Source organism: Anoxybacillus sp. CHMUD (assembly GCF_013096965.1).
Lineage (GTDB): Bacteria > Bacillota > Bacilli > Bacillales > Anoxybacillaceae > Anoxybacillus > Anoxybacillus kestanbolensis_A.
In genome coordinates, this window is record NZ_SDLG01000008.1 from 68638 (window position 1) to 86184 (window position 17547).

20 protein-coding genes are annotated in these 17547 nt (G+C 43.1%); 19 read left to right on the forward strand and 1 reads right to left on the reverse strand.

Annotated elements, in window-relative coordinates:
* Positions 1 to 36 precede the first annotated feature (36 nt).
* The 17 genes from trpE to ypjB all read left to right on the forward strand — a co-directional run bounded on the left by trpE (position 37) and on the right by ypjB (position 15420).
* On the forward strand, positions 37 to 1542 hold the full coding sequence (gene trpE / locus ETB99_RS07555) for an anthranilate synthase component I (RefSeq protein WP_171700314.1): 1506 nt from the start codon (positions 37 to 39) through the stop codon (positions 1540 to 1542).
* Positions 1535 to 2545: an anthranilate phosphoribosyltransferase gene (gene trpD / locus ETB99_RS07560; RefSeq protein WP_171700315.1), complete on the forward strand. Its 1011-nt coding sequence runs from the start codon at positions 1535 to 1537 to the stop codon at positions 2543 to 2545. Before trpE ends, trpD begins: the two co-directional genes overlap by 8 nt.
* On the forward strand, positions 2538 to 3299 hold the full coding sequence (trpC, locus tag ETB99_RS07565; RefSeq protein WP_077428608.1) for an indole-3-glycerol phosphate synthase TrpC: 762 nt from the start codon (positions 2538 to 2540) through the stop codon (positions 3297 to 3299). Before trpD ends, trpC begins: the two co-directional genes overlap by 8 nt.
* A complete protein-coding gene (locus ETB99_RS07570; RefSeq protein WP_077428607.1) occupies positions 3296 to 3931 on the forward strand; it encodes a phosphoribosylanthranilate isomerase in 636 nt (211 codons plus the stop codon). Before trpC ends, ETB99_RS07570 begins: the two co-directional genes overlap by 4 nt.
* A complete protein-coding gene (gene trpB / locus ETB99_RS07575; RefSeq protein WP_006319457.1) occupies positions 3925 to 5121 on the forward strand; it encodes a tryptophan synthase subunit beta in 1197 nt (398 codons plus the stop codon). Before ETB99_RS07570 ends, trpB begins: the two co-directional genes overlap by 7 nt.
* Positions 5118 to 5957, forward strand: a complete 840-nt coding sequence (gene trpA / locus ETB99_RS07580; protein WP_006319458.1) for a tryptophan synthase subunit alpha — start codon at positions 5118 to 5120, stop codon at positions 5955 to 5957. The genes trpB and trpA overlap by 4 nt, the downstream gene beginning before the upstream one ends.
* Positions 5899 to 7014, forward strand: a complete 1116-nt coding sequence (gene hisC, locus ETB99_RS07585) for a histidinol-phosphate transaminase (RefSeq protein WP_077428606.1) — start codon at positions 5899 to 5901, stop codon at positions 7012 to 7014. The genes trpA and hisC overlap by 59 nt, the downstream gene beginning before the upstream one ends.
* Positions 6996 to 8099, forward strand: a complete 1104-nt coding sequence (locus tag ETB99_RS07590) for a prephenate dehydrogenase (RefSeq protein ID WP_171700316.1) — start codon at positions 6996 to 6998, stop codon at positions 8097 to 8099. Before hisC ends, ETB99_RS07590 begins: the two co-directional genes overlap by 19 nt.
* 18 nt (positions 8100 to 8117) lie before the next feature.
* The gene (aroA, locus tag ETB99_RS07595; protein WP_077428605.1) at positions 8118 to 9404 is read left to right on the forward strand and encodes a 3-phosphoshikimate 1-carboxyvinyltransferase; all 1287 of its coding nucleotides are present in this window, start codon (positions 8118 to 8120) and stop codon (positions 9402 to 9404) included.
* 89 nt (positions 9405 to 9493) lie between these two features.
* Complete coding sequence (locus ETB99_RS07600) at positions 9494 to 10747, forward strand: tetratricopeptide repeat protein (RefSeq protein ID WP_171700317.1); 1254 nt, start codon at positions 9494 to 9496, stop codon at positions 10745 to 10747.
* Between the two features lie 31 nt (positions 10748 to 10778).
* The gene (locus ETB99_RS07605; protein WP_004889884.1) at positions 10779 to 11303 is read left to right on the forward strand and encodes a ReoY family proteolytic degradation factor; all 525 of its coding nucleotides are present in this window, start codon (positions 10779 to 10781) and stop codon (positions 11301 to 11303) included.
* Between the two features lie 105 nt (positions 11304 to 11408).
* Entirely contained in the window at positions 11409 to 11843 is a 435-nt protein-coding gene (locus tag ETB99_RS07610; RefSeq protein ID WP_171700318.1) for a YpiF family protein, read from the forward strand.
* 129 nt (positions 11844 to 11972) lie between these two features.
* Positions 11973 to 12482: a Rieske (2Fe-2S) protein gene (locus ETB99_RS07615; protein ID WP_129000421.1), complete on the forward strand. Its 510-nt coding sequence runs from the start codon at positions 11973 to 11975 to the stop codon at positions 12480 to 12482.
* A gap of 3 nt (positions 12483 to 12485) precedes the next feature.
* A complete protein-coding gene (gene qcrB, locus ETB99_RS07620; RefSeq protein WP_171700319.1) occupies positions 12486 to 13160 on the forward strand; it encodes a menaquinol-cytochrome c reductase cytochrome b subunit in 675 nt (224 codons plus the stop codon).
* 25 nt (positions 13161 to 13185) lie between these two features.
* On the forward strand, positions 13186 to 13953 hold the full coding sequence (locus ETB99_RS07625; RefSeq protein WP_129000419.1) for a menaquinol-cytochrome c reductase cytochrome b/c subunit: 768 nt from the start codon (positions 13186 to 13188) through the stop codon (positions 13951 to 13953).
* Positions 13954 to 14010: 57 nt separating this feature from the next.
* Complete coding sequence (gene lhaT, locus ETB99_RS07630; protein WP_129000418.1) at positions 14011 to 14580, forward strand: lipoprotein heptaprenylglyceryl N-acetyltransferase LhaT; 570 nt, start codon at positions 14011 to 14013, stop codon at positions 14578 to 14580.
* Positions 14581 to 14646: 66 nt separating this feature from the next.
* Positions 14647 to 15420, forward strand: a complete 774-nt coding sequence (gene ypjB / locus ETB99_RS07635) for a sporulation protein YpjB (protein ID WP_077428599.1) — start codon at positions 14647 to 14649, stop codon at positions 15418 to 15420.
* A 22-nt stretch (positions 15421 to 15442) separates the two neighbouring features.
* Here ypjB and ETB99_RS07640 read toward each other — a convergent pair whose 3' ends face one another.
* Positions 15443 to 16303, reverse strand: coding sequence for a YitT family protein (locus ETB99_RS07640; RefSeq protein ID WP_226373763.1), 861 nt, complete (start codon positions 16301 to 16303; stop codon positions 15443 to 15445).
* Between the two features lie 118 nt (positions 16304 to 16421).
* Between ETB99_RS07640 and ETB99_RS07645 the strand changes: the two genes are divergently transcribed.
* Positions 16422 to 16754: a nucleotide pyrophosphohydrolase gene (locus ETB99_RS07645; RefSeq protein ID WP_026011653.1), complete on the forward strand. Its 333-nt coding sequence runs from the start codon at positions 16422 to 16424 to the stop codon at positions 16752 to 16754.
* Positions 16751 to 17545 (forward strand): 4-hydroxy-tetrahydrodipicolinate reductase, encoded by a 795-nt coding sequence (gene dapB, locus ETB99_RS07650; protein ID WP_077428598.1) that lies wholly within the window; start codon positions 16751 to 16753, stop codon positions 17543 to 17545. Before ETB99_RS07645 ends, dapB begins: the two co-directional genes overlap by 4 nt.
* Positions 17546 to 17547: the final 2 nt, after the last annotated feature.

Genomic DNA, 17547 nt, shown 5'->3' on the forward strand with positions numbered 1-17547 from the left:
CCTCTCATGTTCATTCTCCAAGAAAGGAGAACGATCATGGATATAGCTACATTTTTACAAACAGCTTCCCAGTTTCGAACGATTCCGATTGTACGCCGTTTTTTTGCAGATACGTTTCAACCGATTCAGCTATTGATGGCGTTACGCGATGAGGCAGCGTTTTTGCTTGAAAGCAAGGACGATATGTCCCCTTGGTCGCGCTATTCATTCATCGGCATTCGCCCGTTTGTATCGATTGAAAGCGATGACGGCAAACAATTTTTTGTGAAAGAACATCAACAAGTACTCGCGTGTACAGCAACAATACAAGAAGCATTTGCAATGATGCAACATCATTTAAACGTTCAACTGTTATCATTAGACGTCCCATTTCGTGGAGGAGCTGTCGGTTATATTAGCTACGATTTTATTTCTTCCATTGAGAAAGTCCCATATCATGCGTATAACGATTTGCAAATGAAAATTGTCCATTTTGTCGTTTGTGAATCACTTTTCGCCTTCGATCATGTAAAAAAAGAGCTATTACTCATTCATTACGTTCGTTTAACAGAAATGGATGATGAAGCAAAACAAGCCGAAAAATACGAGGCTGCTTGTCGAAAAATAGATGAGTTGGCACGCAAAATCGTTCACGGTTATGATGAGCAAGCGCACATGATGGTTGATCCGAATATACCGGTTTCGTTTGAGCGTGTGTATTCAAATATGGACAAACAAATGTTTTATAAAGCGGTTCGAAACATTCAAACGTACATTGCAAGTGGAGACATTTTTCAAGCCGTTTTGTCGCAACGATTTGCGATCGAAACGCCCATTGATGGAATCGAGCTATATCGCTTGTTGCGTCTATTAAATCCATCGCCATATTTATTTTATTTAAAACTTAGTGAAGAACATATTGTTGGCAGTTCCCCAGAAAAACTGATCCAAGTACGAAACAGAGAGCTTGAAATTGATCCAATTGCAGGGACGCGGCGTCGCGGTAAAAATGAGCACGAAGATGCGGCGCTTATGAACGAGTTACTTCATGACCCAAAAGAGCGAGCGGAACATTACATGCTTGTCGACTTAGCTCGCAACGACATCGGTCGCGTTGCAAAATATGGAACGGTGCGCACCCCACAATTGATGCAAATCGGGAAGTTTTCGCACGTTATGCATTTAATTTCAAAAGTAACGGGAACGCTTCGCGATGACGTTCACCCGCTTGACGCGCTCCTTGCGGCTTTTCCTGCCGGGACGGTGAGCGGAGCACCAAAAATTCGGGCGATGCAAATTATTCAAGAGTTAGAGCCGACCGCCCGCAACGTATATGCGGGAACGATTGCATATATCGGCTTCGATGGCAACATTGATTCGTGCATAGCAATTCGCACAGCAGTATTAAAAAATAAAGTGGCATATGTGCAGGCTGGTGCTGGAGTTGTTGCCGATTCATCGCCTGCACTGGAGTGGAAAGAAACGAGAAATAAGGCGAGCGCCTTAATTCATGCCATTCAGCTTGCAGAACGCGTATTTAAAGGAGGGGAACAACATGTTTGAACGATTTTTGCATAAATGTGCCGCCCAACAAACGTTAACGGAACAAGAAGCGTATGAGGCGATGCATGCGATGATGAGCGGGGAAGTGGACGAAAAACAAGTAGCTGCTTTTTTAGTTTTGTTGCGTTTTCGCGGTGAAACGGTCGATGAGCTTGTTGGTTTTATTCGGGCGATGCGTGAACGAATGCGAACGGTTTCGTTCGACGAACCGGTCATTGATACGTGTGGAACAGGTGGAGACGGAAAAGGGACGTTCAATATTTCGACAGCGGTGGCCTTGCTTGTCGCATCGCTCGATATCCCTGTTGCGAAGCATGGCAATCGTGCCGTCTCATCGACAAGCGGAAGCGCCAATGTGATCGAGCATTTCCTTATTCCGATGCCAAAGACAGAAGAAGAAGCAAAGCAAGCATTGCGTACACATCGGCTCGTTTTTTTATTCGCTCCCTTTTATCACGAGGCGATGAAACATGTTGCACCTGTTCGCCAAAGCTTAAAAATGCGCACAGTATTTAATTTGCTCGGTCCGCTTGTCAACCCAGCTCTCCCAAAAAGGCAAATTATTGGCGTACCTAATGAAAAAGATGCACGAAACATGGCGGAAGCACTACAACAAATCGGAACAGAACATACGGTGTTTGTCACAAGCAGTGATGGGTTAGATGAATGTAGCATCGCCGCAGAAACGCAATTGATTGAACTAAAAGACGGTCATATGACTCAACACATCATCACACCAGAAGACGTAGGATTACCGCGCGGCTGTTTATCTGACATATGCGTTCATAGCGTAAGCGAGAGCGCCAACCTTATTGAACGTGTATTTGCTCAACGTGCAAATGAAAGTGCGACAAATATCGTTTTACTAAATGCCGGCGTTGCTTTATACGTTGCTGGTGCAGCATCGGATATTGCTGATGGAGTCGATATGGCGAAGCGAGCCATTGAAACCGGTCGTGCTTATGCGTATTTACAACGATTGCGAGGTGTGATGTATGCTTGAGGCAATTTTGCAAACAAAGAGAGAAGAAGTGGCATCGTTACAATTGCCTGAAATGTACGAACAACTTCCACGCCGTTCGTTTTACGATGCTTTAGCAAAACCGCATCGTGTTTTAGGACTGATTGCAGAGGTGAAAAAAGCATCACCATCGAAAGGAATCATTCGACAACATGTGAATGTTGTTGATATTGCCCGCTCATACGAACAGGCAGGTGCGGATGCCGTGTCTGTTTTAACAGATGAACGATATTTCGCTGGCCATCGTTCGTATGTGACGCAAGTGAAACGACACGTGCAAATCCCAATTTTACGTAAAGACTTTATTATTGATCGCAAACAACTTATCGAAAGTGTGCGTATTGGGGCAGATGCGATTTTACTCATTGGTGAAGCGCTTGATCCGAGTTTTTTGCATGAACTATATGAAGAAGCGCACGAAATGGGATTGCAATGTTTAGTAGAAGTGCACGCTCCAAAAACAGTTGAAGCGATTTTAAAACGTTTCACACCGAAAGTGATTGGTATTAACAATCGTGATTTAACGACGTTTCACACATCGCTTCATGTCACAAAACAAATTGTTCCGCTTTTGCCTCCGTGCATCATTGTGAGTGAAAGTGGCATTCACACATACGATGACATGCAGACGGTACAGCAAGTTGGTGCGCACGCGATGCTTGTTGGCGAAGCATTGATGCGGAAGCCAGCTGTCGATGTAGCCATTTATGAATTATTTGGGGAGCGTGAAATATGACCGTTTTAAAATATTGTGGCAATCGTTCGTTGCAAGATGTGCAACGTGTTGCCAAAAGCCAAGCAGATTATATCGGGTTTGTTTTTGCTGAAAGCAAGCGGAAAGTCGAACCGGAAAATGTGAGACGATGGCTATCTGGCGTTGAACTTGGCGAGAAAAAAATCGTTGGCGTTTTCGTTCATCCAACGATCGTGTCTGTCGCGTCTGTTGTTGAACACGTTCCTTTATCGATCATTCAATGTCATGGAATGGAGACGATGCAAACGGTAAAGCAACTAAAAGAAACGTTTCAACTTCCTGTTTGGAAAGTCATTCATCATGCCCCAGAGGCGTGGACATATATGCGCGCTTGGAAAGGAATCGCGGACGGCTTTGTTATTGATAGCGGTCGGAAAGGAGCGTGGGGCGGAACAGGCATCTCGTTTGATTGGAGCGTTGTTCCGTATTACATGGAAGAAGCGACTCGCCAAGGTGTTCCATGCTTCATTGCTGGAGGCATTACGCCGAACAATGTTGAGCAATTGTTAGTCTATAAACCGTTTGGTATAGACATTAGTAGCGGAATTGAAGAAAACGAGCATAAAAGTGAACAAAAAATAAAACAAATTGAACAGAAGGTGAAAATATGTTGACATTGCCAAATGAACGTGGTCGCTTTGGTATGTTTGGTGGAAAGTTTGTTCCAGAAACATTAATGCGTCCGTTAGCTGATATAGAGCGCCAATTGCATGAAGCATTGGCTGATCCTTCGTTCCATGCGGAATATATGCATCATTTGTATGAATATTCAGGTCGTCCGACCGCCTTAACATTTGCAAAAAACTTGACAGAACGATTAGGCGGGGCGAAAATGTACTTTAAACGTGAAGACTTAAACCATACAGGTGCCCATAAAATAAACAACGCGATCGGGCAAGCGTTGTTAGCAAAACGAATGGGAAAACGAAAAATTATCGCTGAAACAGGTGCAGGACAGCACGGCGTAGCCGCAGCGACCGTCGCCGCTCGTTTTGGGATGGAATGCAAAGTATTTATGGGTGAGGAAGATGTGAAACGGCAATCATTAAACGTATTTCGTATGAAACTACTTGGTGCACAAGTCATTCCAGTAACAAGCGGCAATCGTACATTAAAAGACGCAACAAATGAAGCGATTCGTTATTGGGTGGAGCATTGTGACGATCATTTTTACATGATTGGTTCCGTCGTTGGCCCGCACCCATATCCAATGATGGTGCGTGAATTTCAACGTATTATCGGCGAAGAAGCGCGCGAACAAATGTTAAAAGCAGAAGGAAAACTGCCGAACACAATCATTGCTTGTGTTGGCGGTGGAAGTAATGCGATCGGAATGTTCCATCCATTTTTAGATGATGATGTTGAATGTATTGGCGTTGAGGCAGCTGGAAAAGGTGTGCATACGACGGAGCATGCCGCAACGATAACAAAAGGAACAAAAGGTGTCATTCATGGTTCCCTCACATACGTATTGCAAGATGAGCACGGTCAAATTGCGGAGCCGTATTCGATTTCGGCTGGTTTAGATTATCCAGGTGTTGGACCAGAGCATGCATATTTAGCACATATTGGACGCGTTCGTTATGAGAGTGTAACGGACGAGGAAGCGATTGCAGCACTTCAAATGACTGCAGAAACAGAGGGAATCATTCCAGCAATCGAATCTGCGCATGCGCTCGCCAAAGCGTTTCAAATCGCCCCCCTTCGTTCAAAACATGAAACGATTCTCGTTTGTTTATCAGGAAGAGGCGATAAAGATGTACAAACGGTGATGAACTATTTGGAAGGGGATGAACGGAAATGAAACATTTTATTCCATTTATCGTGGCGGGCGATCCGTGTGAAGAGGTGACGATCGATTTAGCTATTGCTCTTGAACAGGCAGGTGCAACGATATTAGAACTCGGTGTACCGTACTCCGATCCGCTTGCAGATGGGCCGATTATTCAACGGGCAGCGAGTCGAGCTCTAAAAAATGGAATGACCTTAACAAGAGCGCTTGAACTCATCGGGCGAATGAGAAAAAAAGGTGTAAAAATTCCGATTATTGTCTTTACGTATTACAATCCTGTGTTACAATTAGGAGAAGAACGCTTTTTTGCTTTAGCGCAACAAAATGGTGCGAGCGGCGTACTCATTCCAGATTTACCGTTTGAAGAAAGCGAGCATATGAGAACATTAGGCGACACATATGACATTCCTTATATTTCACTTGTCGCTCCAACGTCTCATGAGCGCATCGCGATGATTGCATCGCAAGCCCAATCGTTTTTATATTGCGTGTCATCATTAGGTGTGACGGGCATTCGGGATTCATTGCCGAAGCAATTGCACGAATTTTTGCAACAAGTAAAATCATATAGCCGTGTTCCTATCGTCGTTGGATTTGGTATTTCTACGGCTGAACAAGTAGAGCGACTTCAACATATATGTGATGGTGTCGTTATCGGTAGCGCCATCGTAAAAAAGATTGAACAGCTTCAAGACGAATTGAACGATGCGCATACGCGTTCAAATGCGCTCATCGCTTTTTCCCAATATGTCGCTTCGCTCATTGAACCATTGAAAAGGGTGAGGAAAAATGAAAGTGAAACAACAACTGAAACAACTAAAACCGTATCAACCGGGCAAACCGATTGAAGAAGTAAAACGCGAATATCAGTTAGAAAAGGTAATGAAACTTGCATCAAACGAAAATCCGTACGGATGTTCACCGCTTGTTCGACAAGCTGTGATGAAAGAGCTCGATGATTTAGCGTTGTATCCTGATGGATACAGTCGCACGTTGCGCGAGGCGCTCGCAGCGCACATTGGTATTAGTGAAAAACAACTTATTTTCGGAAATGGCTCTGATGAAGTCGTTCAAATCATTTGTCGGGCATTTTTACAAAAAGGAACGAACACGGTAATGGCTACGCCGACGTTTCCACAATATCGTCATAATGCGATCATCGAAGGCGCGGAAGTGCGCGAAATTCCGCTTCAAGACGGACATCATCATTTAGAAGCGATGCTTGAAGCGATCGATGATAATACGCGCGTCGTTTGGATTTGCAGTCCAAACAACCCGACAGGGACGTATGTTAATGACGCATCTTTACGCGCTTTTTTAAACAAAGTGCCACAACATGTGCTCGTTGTTGTCGATGAGGCGTATTATGAGTACGTGCAAGCGGAAGATTATCCGAATACGGTTTCTTTGCTTCAACAATATGAAAATATGATGATTTTACGCACGTTTTCTAAAGCGTACGGGTTAGCCGCACTTCGTATCGGATATGGCATTGCACATGAACATCTTCTGCAAGCGATTGAGCCAGCGCGTGAACCGTTCAATACGTCTCGTCTTGCTCAAGCCGCTGCGTTCGCTGCATTAAAAGACCAAACATTTATTCAACAATGTGCACAAAAAAATAAACAAGGTTTAGAGCAATTTTACTCATTTTGCGAGGAGCATAGTTTGCGCTATTACAAGTCGGAAGGGAATTTTATTTTAATTGATTTCGGCTTTAGTGGTGACGAAGTATTTACGTATTTACTCCAGCGCGGGATCATCGTTCGTTCAGGATGCGCCCTCGGCTTTCCGACAGCTGTGCGCATTACAGTCGGATCGGCAGAACAAAACGAAACAATCATTCGTGCGTTAACACACATGTTGAAAGAAAGAAGGGACTCATTTTGCAAGGAAACGTTTTAGTTGCCGGTCTCGGCTTAATTGGCGGTTCAATTGCGCTTGCGATCAAGCGAGCGCATTCGGACGCGACAATCATTGGATATGACGTATCAGATGAATCGATGCGCCTAGCGCGTTCGCTCGGTGTCATTGACGAAGCGGTACCGTCGTTTGCTCATGGTGCATGTGAAGCGGATGTCATTGTGCTTGCTGTACCTGTTGTTCAAACAGAGCAATTGCTTCGAGAATTAGCTCATCTTCCGTTACGATCGCACGTCATTGTAACCGATGTTGGAAGCACAAAAGAGCGCATTGTCGAACAAGCGTTGCCACTATTAGAAAAAGGGGTAGCGTTTATCGGTGGACATCCGATGGCTGGCTCGCATAAAAGCGGTGTTGTTGCTGCGCGTGCCCATTTATTTGAAAATGCTTTTTACATTTTAACACCAACAGAACATGTGAAAGAAGAAGATGTCATACGACTAAAACATTGGCTTGAAGGAACGAAAGCCCACTTTGTTATGTTAACGCCGAGGGAGCACGACCGCATCGCCGGTGTTATTAGCCACTTTCCGCATATCATTGCTGCAAGCCTCGTTCATCAGGCACAACAATATGAGCGAGAAGATGAACTGGTAAGCCGATTAGCCGCGGGTGGCTTTCGTGATATTACGCGCATCGCTTCAAGTAATCCGGAAATGTGGCGCGATATTTTTATACATAATAAAGAGGAATTGTTGCAACTGTTTGATCGCTGGATCGAGGAAATGAAAAAAATTCGTACGTATGTTGCTGATGGGGATAGTGAGCGCATTTATCACTATTTTCATGAAGCAAAACAGTTTCGTGACGGGTTGCCTGTTCGAACGAAAGGGGCGATCCCTTCCTTTTACGATTTATACGTCGATGTGCCAGACTACCCGGGGGTTATTTCAGAAATTACAGGTTATTTAGCAAAAGAGCGCATTAGCATTACAAATATTCGCATTATCGAAACGCGTGAAGATATTTACGGTGTGCTTCGTTTAAGTTTTCAAACAGAAGATGACCGTCAACGAGCGAAACGTTGCATTGAAGCGAATACGAGCTATGAAACGTACGTTGTGTAAAAGAGGGTGGAATAAATAATGGAGTTAAAAACAAATATCCACGCATTGCGAGGAGAAATTGCTGTTCCGGGAGATAAATCGATTTCTCATCGCGCCGTGATGTTTGGTGCATTAGCGAACGGAACGACGCGAATAACAAATTTTTTAACAGGTGAAGACTGTTTAAGTACAATTGATTGTTTTCGCAAAATGGGTGTAGTCATCACACAACAAGGCAATGAAGTCATCGTTGAAGGAAAAGGGATTGATGGATTAATAGAGCCTACACATATATTAAACGTCGGCAACTCAGGTACGACGACACGTTTATTGTTAGGTATTTTAGCCGCTTGCCCGTTTCATGCTTGTTTAATCGGGGATGATTCGATCGCAAAACGGCCAATGGATCGCGTGACAAAACCGCTTAAACAAATGGGGGCGCACATTGACGGGAGAGAGGAAGGACGCTACACGCCGTTAGCGATTCGAGGCGGACAACTCCAGCCAATCACATATCATTCCCCTGTTGCAAGTGCGCAAGTCAAATCAGCCATTTTGCTTGCTGGTTTGCATGCGGAAGGGACAACAACGGTTATTGAACCACATCAATCGCGCGATCATACCGAGCGTATGTTGCGAGCATTCGGTGCAGACGTGCGCGTTGATGGATTAAGTGTTTCTGTTACAGGGAGACAAACGCTTCAGGCGATTGATATAGAAGTGCCGGGCGATATTTCTTCTGCTGCTTTCTTTTTAGTCGCTGGTGCGATCGTCCCGAACAGCGAAATTACGTTAAAACATGTCGGAATCAATCCGACGCGTACAGGTATTATTGATGTATTAAAGAACATGGGGGCAAATATTTCGATTAAAAATGTTCGCCATGAAGAAAGTGAACCTGTTGCGGATATTACTGTTCGCACATCGACATTGAAGGCGACGCACATCGGTGGCGATATCATCCCACGATTAATTGATGAAATTCCGATTATTGCTCTTTTAGCGACGCAAGCCGAAGGGACAACAATCATTACAGACGCAAGCGAATTGAAAGTCAAAGAGACGGACCGCATCGCAACAGTTGTGTCCGAATTGCGGAAGCTTGGCGCCGATATCGAAGCGACAGAAGACGGAATGATTATTCATGGAAAAACACCGCTTTATGCAGAAAATACGGTTGTCGATAGCTACGGTGATCATCGCATCGGCATGATGTTAGCGATCGCAGCGTGTATCACAAAAGGAAGTGTCACCCTTCAGCATTCTGAAGCAATTGCAGTATCATATCCGACGTTTTTTGATCATCTTCGCATGTTACAAAGCTGATTCCATGACGGATCAGCTTCTTTTTTTGCATGCTTATTTGTTCGATGGTATGATAAAGCGTGACGATACGAATGATGAGGGTGAGATTGATGGGAAAATTAGATCAAATCGTGCAACTCGTTGAACAAGGAGATGTGGAGCGCGCATTAGCGCTTGCGGAACAAATAAAACAAAACGGAAGCGATGAAGAGCGATATACGTTAGCTGACCAACTATTTTCGTGGGGATTGTTAGAAGAAGCGGAATCGCTCGTTCGTATGTTGCTTACACGTTATCCAGACGAACGTGGACTACAACTTTTTTTAGCAGAAATATATACAGAAATGGATAAAGAGGAAGAAGCGCTCGAGTTGTTGATCGATATAGAAGAAGACGATCCGTATTATGTGCGCGCATGTTTGTTAATGGCCGACCTTTATCAAATGCAAGGATTAGAAGAAGTAAGTGAACAAAAACTATTAAAAGCGTATGAAAAAATGCCGAACGAACCGCTTGTTCAATTTGCGTTAGCGGAGTTATATTTTACGAACGGTCAATATCAAAAAAGTTTGCTATATTATGAACAAATCATCACGAAAACGAAAACGATTGCAGGTACTGTCATCGCCCAGCGCATAGCGGAAGCGTACAGCTTGCTTGGTGAATTTGAACAGGCGCTATCGTACTATGAGCAAGCATTAAATGAACGTTTCGATGCGCATACGTTATTTCAATACGGATTTACTGCCTATCAAGCTGAAGCGTATAAAACAGCTATTGCAAAATTAAGCGAGTTAAAGGCGCTTGATCGTGAGTATGTACCTCTTTATTTATTTTTAGCGAAATCGTATGAACAAGAAGGAGATATACAACAAAGTTACGAAATAGCAAAAGAAGGATTAACAATAGATGAATGGAATAAACAATTGCTTGTATATGCGGGAAAAATTGCATTAAAAATCGGAAAACGAGAGGAAGCGCTAACGTACATTGAAAAAGCGCTTGACATTGATCCAGGTTATTTAGAAGCGTTGTTTATACAGACGAGTTTACTATTTCATGAGGAGCGGTACGAAGACGTTGTACATGTCATTCAACAAGCGATCGCCCAAGGTGAATACGACCCTCAATTTGAGTGGGAGCTTGCGAAGGCGAAGCAAAAGCTTGAAATATATGATCAGGCATTAAATCATTATGAAGAGGCATATACTTTTTTTAAAGATGATCCAAACTTTTTATATGATTTTGGCTATTTTTTATTTGAGGAGGGAAGAAGAGAGAAAGCAAAAGATATATTTGAACAACTATTGCGTATCGATCCGACAAACGAAGAGGTTGCCCATATGATGTTGCAGTTTGAATGAAGCTGTCATTCGGATGCAAGGGGGGAAGGGAATGGTTTCCGTTCGGGAGAAGAAAGAGTTTGTTCGTTGGTTTTTAAACAATTATCAATTAAAACGTCGTGAATGTGTGTGGATTTTAAACTACTTACTTAGTCATGATACGCTTATGGAAAAAGTGCACTTTGTTGAACATGCAGAATATTGTCCGCGCGGCATGATGATGTCAACACATTGTGTCGACGATGTGCCATTTCGATTTTATAAGCAAAACGTCGTTACGACAGATGCAGAAAAATCGTTTCACGACATTCGTTTAAATCGTGATGAAGATATTTACATTCAGCTGAATTTTCGCGGTGCTTTCCATTCGCCACAATATGTGGCGGTACTCGAAGAAAATCCATATATGCCAAAAAGAACGAACAAGCAAGATGAACAACTCGTTGAAACAATCGTTCATCAATCGATTCAACATTTTCAACGCCAAAAAATTATGCGGTTAATTGATGAGGCGCTAGATCAGCAAGATGAACAAAAATTTCGCGAGCTGACCGAACAATTAAAAGCGTTGCGTTAACCCCGTGGTTTCGCAACGCTTTTTACGATGTATATATTTGTCACAAAATGTTCAAAAAAATACATATAAGTTTCGTGTAAGATGGAAACATAAGGAGTGATTTGAATGAAATGGACAGCAAAAGATGTGGACATGTATCAACAAGCGAAAGAATATGTTGACACAGCGCTCGTTCCGTGCATACCGATAGGGAGCACAAATATGAAAGCGTTTGCTGAAATGAGCGAGCATACGTTGCTCGTTACAAACGAAGTGGAGCGACAGTTTAAAGGGAGGGTGATGTTATTTCCACCATTGACATATTTCGTACAAGAGCAAATACAAGCGCGTGTGCAAGAATGGACAAACATGTTGAAACAAGCAGGATTTCAACACGTATGTTTCATCACTTCCCATGCGGATATCGCAGATGAAACGTTTGTTTATGTGCCAGCGCTTCCGCTTGAACATGCAGATGACACATATAAGCAAAAAGTCGTGCGTCAACAAGTTGAGCAAGTGATGGATGCATTAGTGACAAAATGGACGTTAAAAAATTAGATAGCGTTTACACTATCATTATATTGACCTTGGTGGAAACATGATATATCATTAGGTTGTCCTAGTTTTATATATGTGTTATAACAATTCGTCCGAATGGACTTAACTTCGTATAGAGGGGGGAAAACGATGAGCGAGAAAAAGCATCGCGTGTCAAGACGGCAATTTTTAAACTACACGCTAACAGGTGTAGGCGGATTTATGGCAGCCGGCATTTTGTCACCAATGGTACGCTTCGCCTTAGATCCGATTTTAAAAGAGGAAGCTGGGCAAGATATGGTTGCTGTAGCCCAAGTGAAGGACATTACGACAGAGCCACAGCGCTTTGACTTTAAAGTAAAAGTAAAAGATGCGTGGTACGAGTCGGAAGAGCCAAGATCAGCTTGGGTGTTTAAAGATGAAAATGGGGATATCGTTGCCCTATCACCCATTTGTACCCATCTTGGCTGTACGGTGAACTGGAACGGTGATAAAAACAATCCAAACCGTTTCTTTTGCCCTTGTCACTATGGGTTATATGAGAAGGATGGAACGAACGTACCAAATACGCCACCGCCAGCTCCATTGCACCGTTATGAATACGAAATAAAAGACGGTACGTTATATTTAGGCAAAGCGAAACCACGAGGGGAGGCGTAATACATGCTTAACAAGATTTATAATTGGATTGACGAGCGTTTAGATATTACGCCTTTGTGGCGCGATATCGCAGATCATGAAGTGCCTGAGCACGTAAACCCTGCGCATCACTTTTCAGCATTTGTTTACTGCTTCGGCGGTTTAACGTTTTTCGTCACAGTTATTCAAATTTTATCTGGTATGTTTTTAACAATGTATTATGTGCCAGATATTAAGAATGCTTGGGAATCCGTTTATTACTTGCAAAATGAAGTTGCGTTTGGACAAATTGTACGCGGCATGCATCACTGGGGAGCTAGTCTCGTCATCGTGATGATGTTTCTACATACGTTGCGCGTATTTTTCCAAGGTGCTTACAAAAAACCACGTGAATTGAACTGGATCGTTGGTGTTCTTATTTTCATGGTCATGATGGGACTTGGCTTCACAGGTTATTTATTACCATGGGACATGAAAGCTCTTTTTGCTACAAAAGTAGGATTGCAAATTGCTGAAGCAACACCAATCATTGGTTCGACAATTAAAACGTTGTTAGCAGGTCATCCTGAAATTGTCGGTGCTCAAACGTTAACGCGTTTCTTTGCTATTCACGTATTTTTCTTGCCAGCAGCATTATTAGGATTAATGGCAGCCCACTTCTTAATGATTCGGAAACAAGGAATTTCTGGTCCACTGTAAAATTTAGTATAAAGGAGGGAATGCTATGCATCGGGGAAAAGGAATGAAATTTGTCGGTGACTCGCGCGTGCCAGCTGTGCGTAAGCCGAACATCCCGAAAGACTATTCTGAATATCCCGGAAAAACAGAGGCGTTTTGGCCAAACTTCTTATTAAAAGAATGGATGGTCGGTGCTGTCTTTTTGATCGGTTTTTTAAGTTTAACTGTTGCGCATCCGTCACCGCTTGAGCGGGTTGCAGATCCGACAGATACAAGCTATATTCCGCTTCCAGACTGGTACTTTTTATTCTTATACCAGCTATTGAAGTACTCATACGCATCTGGTCCGTATACGGTTGTTGGGGCAATTATTATTCCTGGACTTGCATTCGGAGCGTTATTGCTTGCACCGTTTTTAGATCGCGGTCCGGAGCGTCGTCCGTCGAAGCGTCCAGTTGCCGTTGGTATGATGTTGCTTACGTTAGCTGCAATTATTTTCTTAACATGGGAATCTGTTGTCACACACGATTGGGAAGCGGCTGCCGAGCAAGGGAAAATTCGTGCGGAAGTAGAGATTGACAAAAATGCAGAAGGATATAAAATTTTAGAAGCAAACACATGTTTAACATGCCACGGTGGAAATTTACAAGGCGGTCCAGCTGCACCGTCGCTTGTCGGCACAGGTTTATCCGCTGAAGAAATTGCTAACATTGCGAAAAATGGTCAAGGCAGCATGCCAGGCGGCATTTTCAAAGGAACAGATGAGGAGTTACAAAAACTTGCAGAGTTCGTCGCAGGTTTGAAAGCAGAATAATTTGTAAAAGCTGACTGATGTTCAGTCAGCTTTTTTGTACAGGTGGGAGGTAACATCATGCTATACATACGTGAATGGTTGATGCATCGCTCGTTTCTTACACTACTGCTCATTGTCAATATCATCGGTACGATTTACGGGTATATATGGTATGGACCACAACTATCCGAAACGCCGCCCATTTTTCTTCCGTTTGTGCCGGATAGTCCAACCGCGAGCTTATTTTTTGTTTTTGTTTTAATCGCATGGCTTCGTCATACAAATTGGCCGTTTATCGAAGCGTTGGCGGTTGTTACACTTGTGAAATACGGCATTTGGGCTGTTGTCATGAATATGCTCGTGTTGGTCGTCACAGGACAGCTTGGCTTTGCGGGGTGGATGCTTGTGATATCGCACGGAGCGATGGCCGTGCAAGCGTTGTTGTATGCTCCTTATTATCGGATGTCCTTCATTCATGTTGTTGTGGCAGCCATTTGGACGTTGCATAACGATGTTATTGATTATGTGTTTGGGATGATGCCACAATATCAAATGTTGGCGCAATATACGCCACAAATCGGCTATTTTACATTTTGGTTAAGCATTGCTTCGATTGCGGTGGCGTACATTTTTTCACGTCGGCGATAAATCGAGGTCTATGTCTCTTTTTGCGATCATATATTCAATAGTAAGATCGTAAGGAGGGACAAGGAGATGCGCATTCGACTCATCGCGATGTTTATCATGATTTGTTTATTTCCGTATACAGTATATGCAAACGGACATGAGTGGGACAAACTCGATCAAATTTCTGACGAAGCGCTTCAGTTAACAAAAAATGATCGCTTGCAAGAAGCGAAACAGCTATTGGAATATTTCGAAAAACAATTCGCATTATTTCGTGAAGATATTCATTCGATGGATGTCATATATGTATTAACGGCTACGCACGAAGAAGCGTTGAGAGCGGTCACAGCGTCGAGTGTGCCAACGGAACAACGAATTAACCAATTGACGCAATTTCGGCTCGCTGTTGATGCCGTTCATTCGAAACATCAGCCGCTCTGGAAAGAAATGAAATACGCTGTCATGTCTGCATTTGACAAGATGAAACAAGCGATGGAGCAAGAAGACGAACAATCGTTTCAACAAGCGTTTCATCAATTTTTACAACGGTATGAACTTATTGAACCGAGCGTAAAAATTAACGCTGATCGTGAACAAGTGCAACGTGTATCTGCCCATATTTCGCTTTTAGAAGCCCCTGCTTTTCGCCAATTGCATGCAACAGAGCGGATGAAAGAGTTGCGACAAATGGAAGAAGATTTACAAGCGTTGTTTGCTGACGGAAAAAAAGAGACGACGCTTCCGTCGCTATGGTGGGTTATGACGTCCATTGGTGGCATGATTATTATGACGTTAACGTACGTTGGATGGCGAAAATATCGTGGGGAAAAAGAGGGGAAAATGGTGAGGGATAAACAATAAAAGCGTCCATCGTCGGACGCTTTTACTCATGTAACGGTTGTTTATTTTCGTCTAACGTAAATCCTTCCCCATGCACATCGTGCACATCGCTAATTGCAACAAACGCATGTGGATCAACAGACGTGATGATTGATTTTAAACGTGACAATTCGTTTTTGGCAACGACGCAATATAAAACATCTCGTTCGCGTTTCGTATATGACCCTATTCCTTTTAAAATCGTAACGCCACGTTCCATTTCCGTCATAATTTTCTCGGAAATTAAATCGCTTTTTTCAGAAATAATGGTTGCCCCTTTTGCTGCATATGCCCCTTCTTGTAAAAAGTCGATGACGCGTGCCCCGACGAATACGGCGACGAGTGTATACATCCCTTCACGGTACGGTAAATATGTGAGCAAAGAAAGGAAAATGACGCACGAGTCAAAGAGAAACATCGTTTTTCCCATGCTGACACCTTTATATTTGTAGACGAGGCGAGCGATAATATCGACACCACCTGTTGTTCCTCCGTATCGAAAAATAATACCGAGACCGACTCCGATAAAAACCCCCGCAAATAATGCAGCTAACGTTAAGTCGTTATTGAGCGGAATGTGAAACCCGTACCGTTGAAAAATCCAAAGAAATATAGATAAACTAACCGTTCCGACAATCGTATAAACAAACGTCGTCCGCCCGAGCAACTTCCAGCCGATAAAAAAGAGCGGAATGTTCAGTACTAAGTTTGAAATGGAAGGATCGATACCGAACAAAAAGTATAAAAGAAGTGTAATCCCGGTAAAACCGCCTTCTGCGAGTTTATTTTCCATATTAAAATGGACAAGTCCAAACGCAAAAATAGCCGAACCTAACAAAATGAATGCGATATTTTTCAGCTTCATTATCTTCACCCCTTGAGTATGACTGCGTTTTTTATTATAGAGGAACGTCATCATACCCGTCAAAAACATTTGTCAAATGTCCCACTTTTAGCTAACATGAATGTAAGAGGTGAGAATAATGGAAAAAACGATGCGGCAACTGCAACAAGAAGTCGACGAATACATCGGGCAGTTTAAGGAAGGATATTTCAGTCCGCTTGCCATGCTGGCCCGTTTAACAGAAGAATTAGGTGAGCTCGCTCGTGAAGTAAATCATTATTATGGTGAAAAACCGAAAAAGAAAACGGAACAAGAAAAAACGATTCAAGAAGAATTAGGCGATTTATTATTTGTACTTATATGTATGGCGAATTCGTTACATATCGATTTACAAGAAGCGCATGATGCAGTCATGCATAAATTTCAAACACGAGATCGTGATCGTTGGACGAGAAAGGAAGAGGAACGATGATTCGAATTGTCATTGCAGGACCACGTGGGAGAATGGGACGAGAAGCTGTTTCCCTCGTTCATCAAACAAAACATTTTGAGCTTGTAGCTGTCATCGACCGAATGAACGAAGGAAAAACGTTGGCGGAACTCGACGGTTTTCCAGCCATTGAAGCTCCAATTTTTACAGATTTGGAGCGTTGCTTACAAACAGTCCAAGCGGACGTATTGATCGATTTAACAACGCCAGAAGTTGGAAAACGGCATACAGAGATTGCGTTGCAATACGGTGTTCGACCGGTCGTTGGTACGACAGGATTTACAGAAGACGATTTGGCGCGTTTAACACAAATAGCGGAAGAGAAAAAAATTGGTGCGATTATTGCACCGAACTTTGCAATTGGTGCCATTTTAATGATGAAATTTGCGCAAATGGCGGCTAAATATTTTCCACATGTAGAAATCATTGAGCTTCATCACGATCAAAAGCTTGATGCGCCGTCTGGTACAGCGTTAAAAACAGCTCAGCTCATTCAACAAGTGCGCCCTTCCTTTACCCAAGGGCATGAAGCTGAAAAAGAAACGATGGAAGGGGCACGTGGGGCATTATATGACGGCATGCGCATTCATAGCGTTCGACTGCCGGGGCTTGTCGCGCATCAAGAAGTCATTTTTGGTGGCGATGGACAAACATTGACGATTCGGCACGATTCGTTTAACCGTGCATCATTTATGTCCGGTGTTCGCTTTTCTGTTGAAACGGTGATGAAGTTAGAAACGCTCGTATACGGATTAGAACATTTAATTGAATAAGG

What these genes read in the sequence shown, in the direction of transcription:
- trpE (WP_171700314.1), top strand. Translation starts at nt 37, where the DNA reads ATGGATATAGCTACATTTTTACAAACAGCTTCCCAGTTTCGAACGATT.
- trpD (WP_171700315.1), top strand. Translation starts at nt 1,535, where the DNA reads ATGTTTGAACGATTTTTGCATAAATGTGCCGCCCAACAAACGTTAACG.
- trpC (WP_077428608.1), top strand. Translation starts at nt 2,538, where the DNA reads ATGCTTGAGGCAATTTTGCAAACAAAGAGAGAAGAAGTGGCATCGTTA.
- ETB99_RS07570 (WP_077428607.1), top strand. Translation starts at nt 3,296, where the DNA reads ATGACCGTTTTAAAATATTGTGGCAATCGTTCGTTGCAAGATGTGCAA.
- trpB (WP_006319457.1), top strand. Translation starts at nt 3,925, where the DNA reads ATGTTGACATTGCCAAATGAACGTGGTCGCTTTGGTATGTTTGGTGGA.
- trpA (WP_006319458.1), top strand. Translation starts at nt 5,118, where the DNA reads ATGAAACATTTTATTCCATTTATCGTGGCGGGCGATCCGTGTGAAGAG.
- hisC (WP_077428606.1), top strand. Translation starts at nt 5,899, where the DNA reads ATGAAAGTGAAACAACAACTGAAACAACTAAAACCGTATCAACCGGGC.
- aroA (WP_077428605.1), top strand. Translation starts at nt 8,118, where the DNA reads ATGGAGTTAAAAACAAATATCCACGCATTGCGAGGAGAAATTGCTGTT.
- ETB99_RS07600 (WP_171700317.1), top strand. Translation starts at nt 9,494, where the DNA reads ATGGGAAAATTAGATCAAATCGTGCAACTCGTTGAACAAGGAGATGTG.
- ETB99_RS07605 (WP_004889884.1), top strand. Translation starts at nt 10,779, where the DNA reads ATGGTTTCCGTTCGGGAGAAGAAAGAGTTTGTTCGTTGGTTTTTAAAC.
- ETB99_RS07610 (WP_171700318.1), top strand. Translation starts at nt 11,409, where the DNA reads ATGAAATGGACAGCAAAAGATGTGGACATGTATCAACAAGCGAAAGAA.
- ETB99_RS07615 (WP_129000421.1), top strand. Translation starts at nt 11,973, where the DNA reads ATGAGCGAGAAAAAGCATCGCGTGTCAAGACGGCAATTTTTAAACTAC.
- qcrB (WP_171700319.1), top strand. Translation starts at nt 12,486, where the DNA reads ATGCTTAACAAGATTTATAATTGGATTGACGAGCGTTTAGATATTACG.
- ETB99_RS07625 (WP_129000419.1), top strand. Translation starts at nt 13,186, where the DNA reads ATGCATCGGGGAAAAGGAATGAAATTTGTCGGTGACTCGCGCGTGCCA.
- lhaT (WP_129000418.1), top strand. Translation starts at nt 14,011, where the DNA reads ATGCTATACATACGTGAATGGTTGATGCATCGCTCGTTTCTTACACTA.
- ypjB (WP_077428599.1), top strand. Translation starts at nt 14,647, where the DNA reads ATGCGCATTCGACTCATCGCGATGTTTATCATGATTTGTTTATTTCCG.
- ETB99_RS07640 (WP_226373763.1), bottom strand. Translation starts at nt 16,303, where the DNA reads ATGAAGCTGAAAAATATCGCATTCATTTTGTTAGGTTCGGCTATTTTT.
- ETB99_RS07645 (WP_026011653.1), top strand. Translation starts at nt 16,422, where the DNA reads ATGGAAAAAACGATGCGGCAACTGCAACAAGAAGTCGACGAATACATC.
- dapB (WP_077428598.1), top strand. Translation starts at nt 16,751, where the DNA reads ATGATTCGAATTGTCATTGCAGGACCACGTGGGAGAATGGGACGAGAA.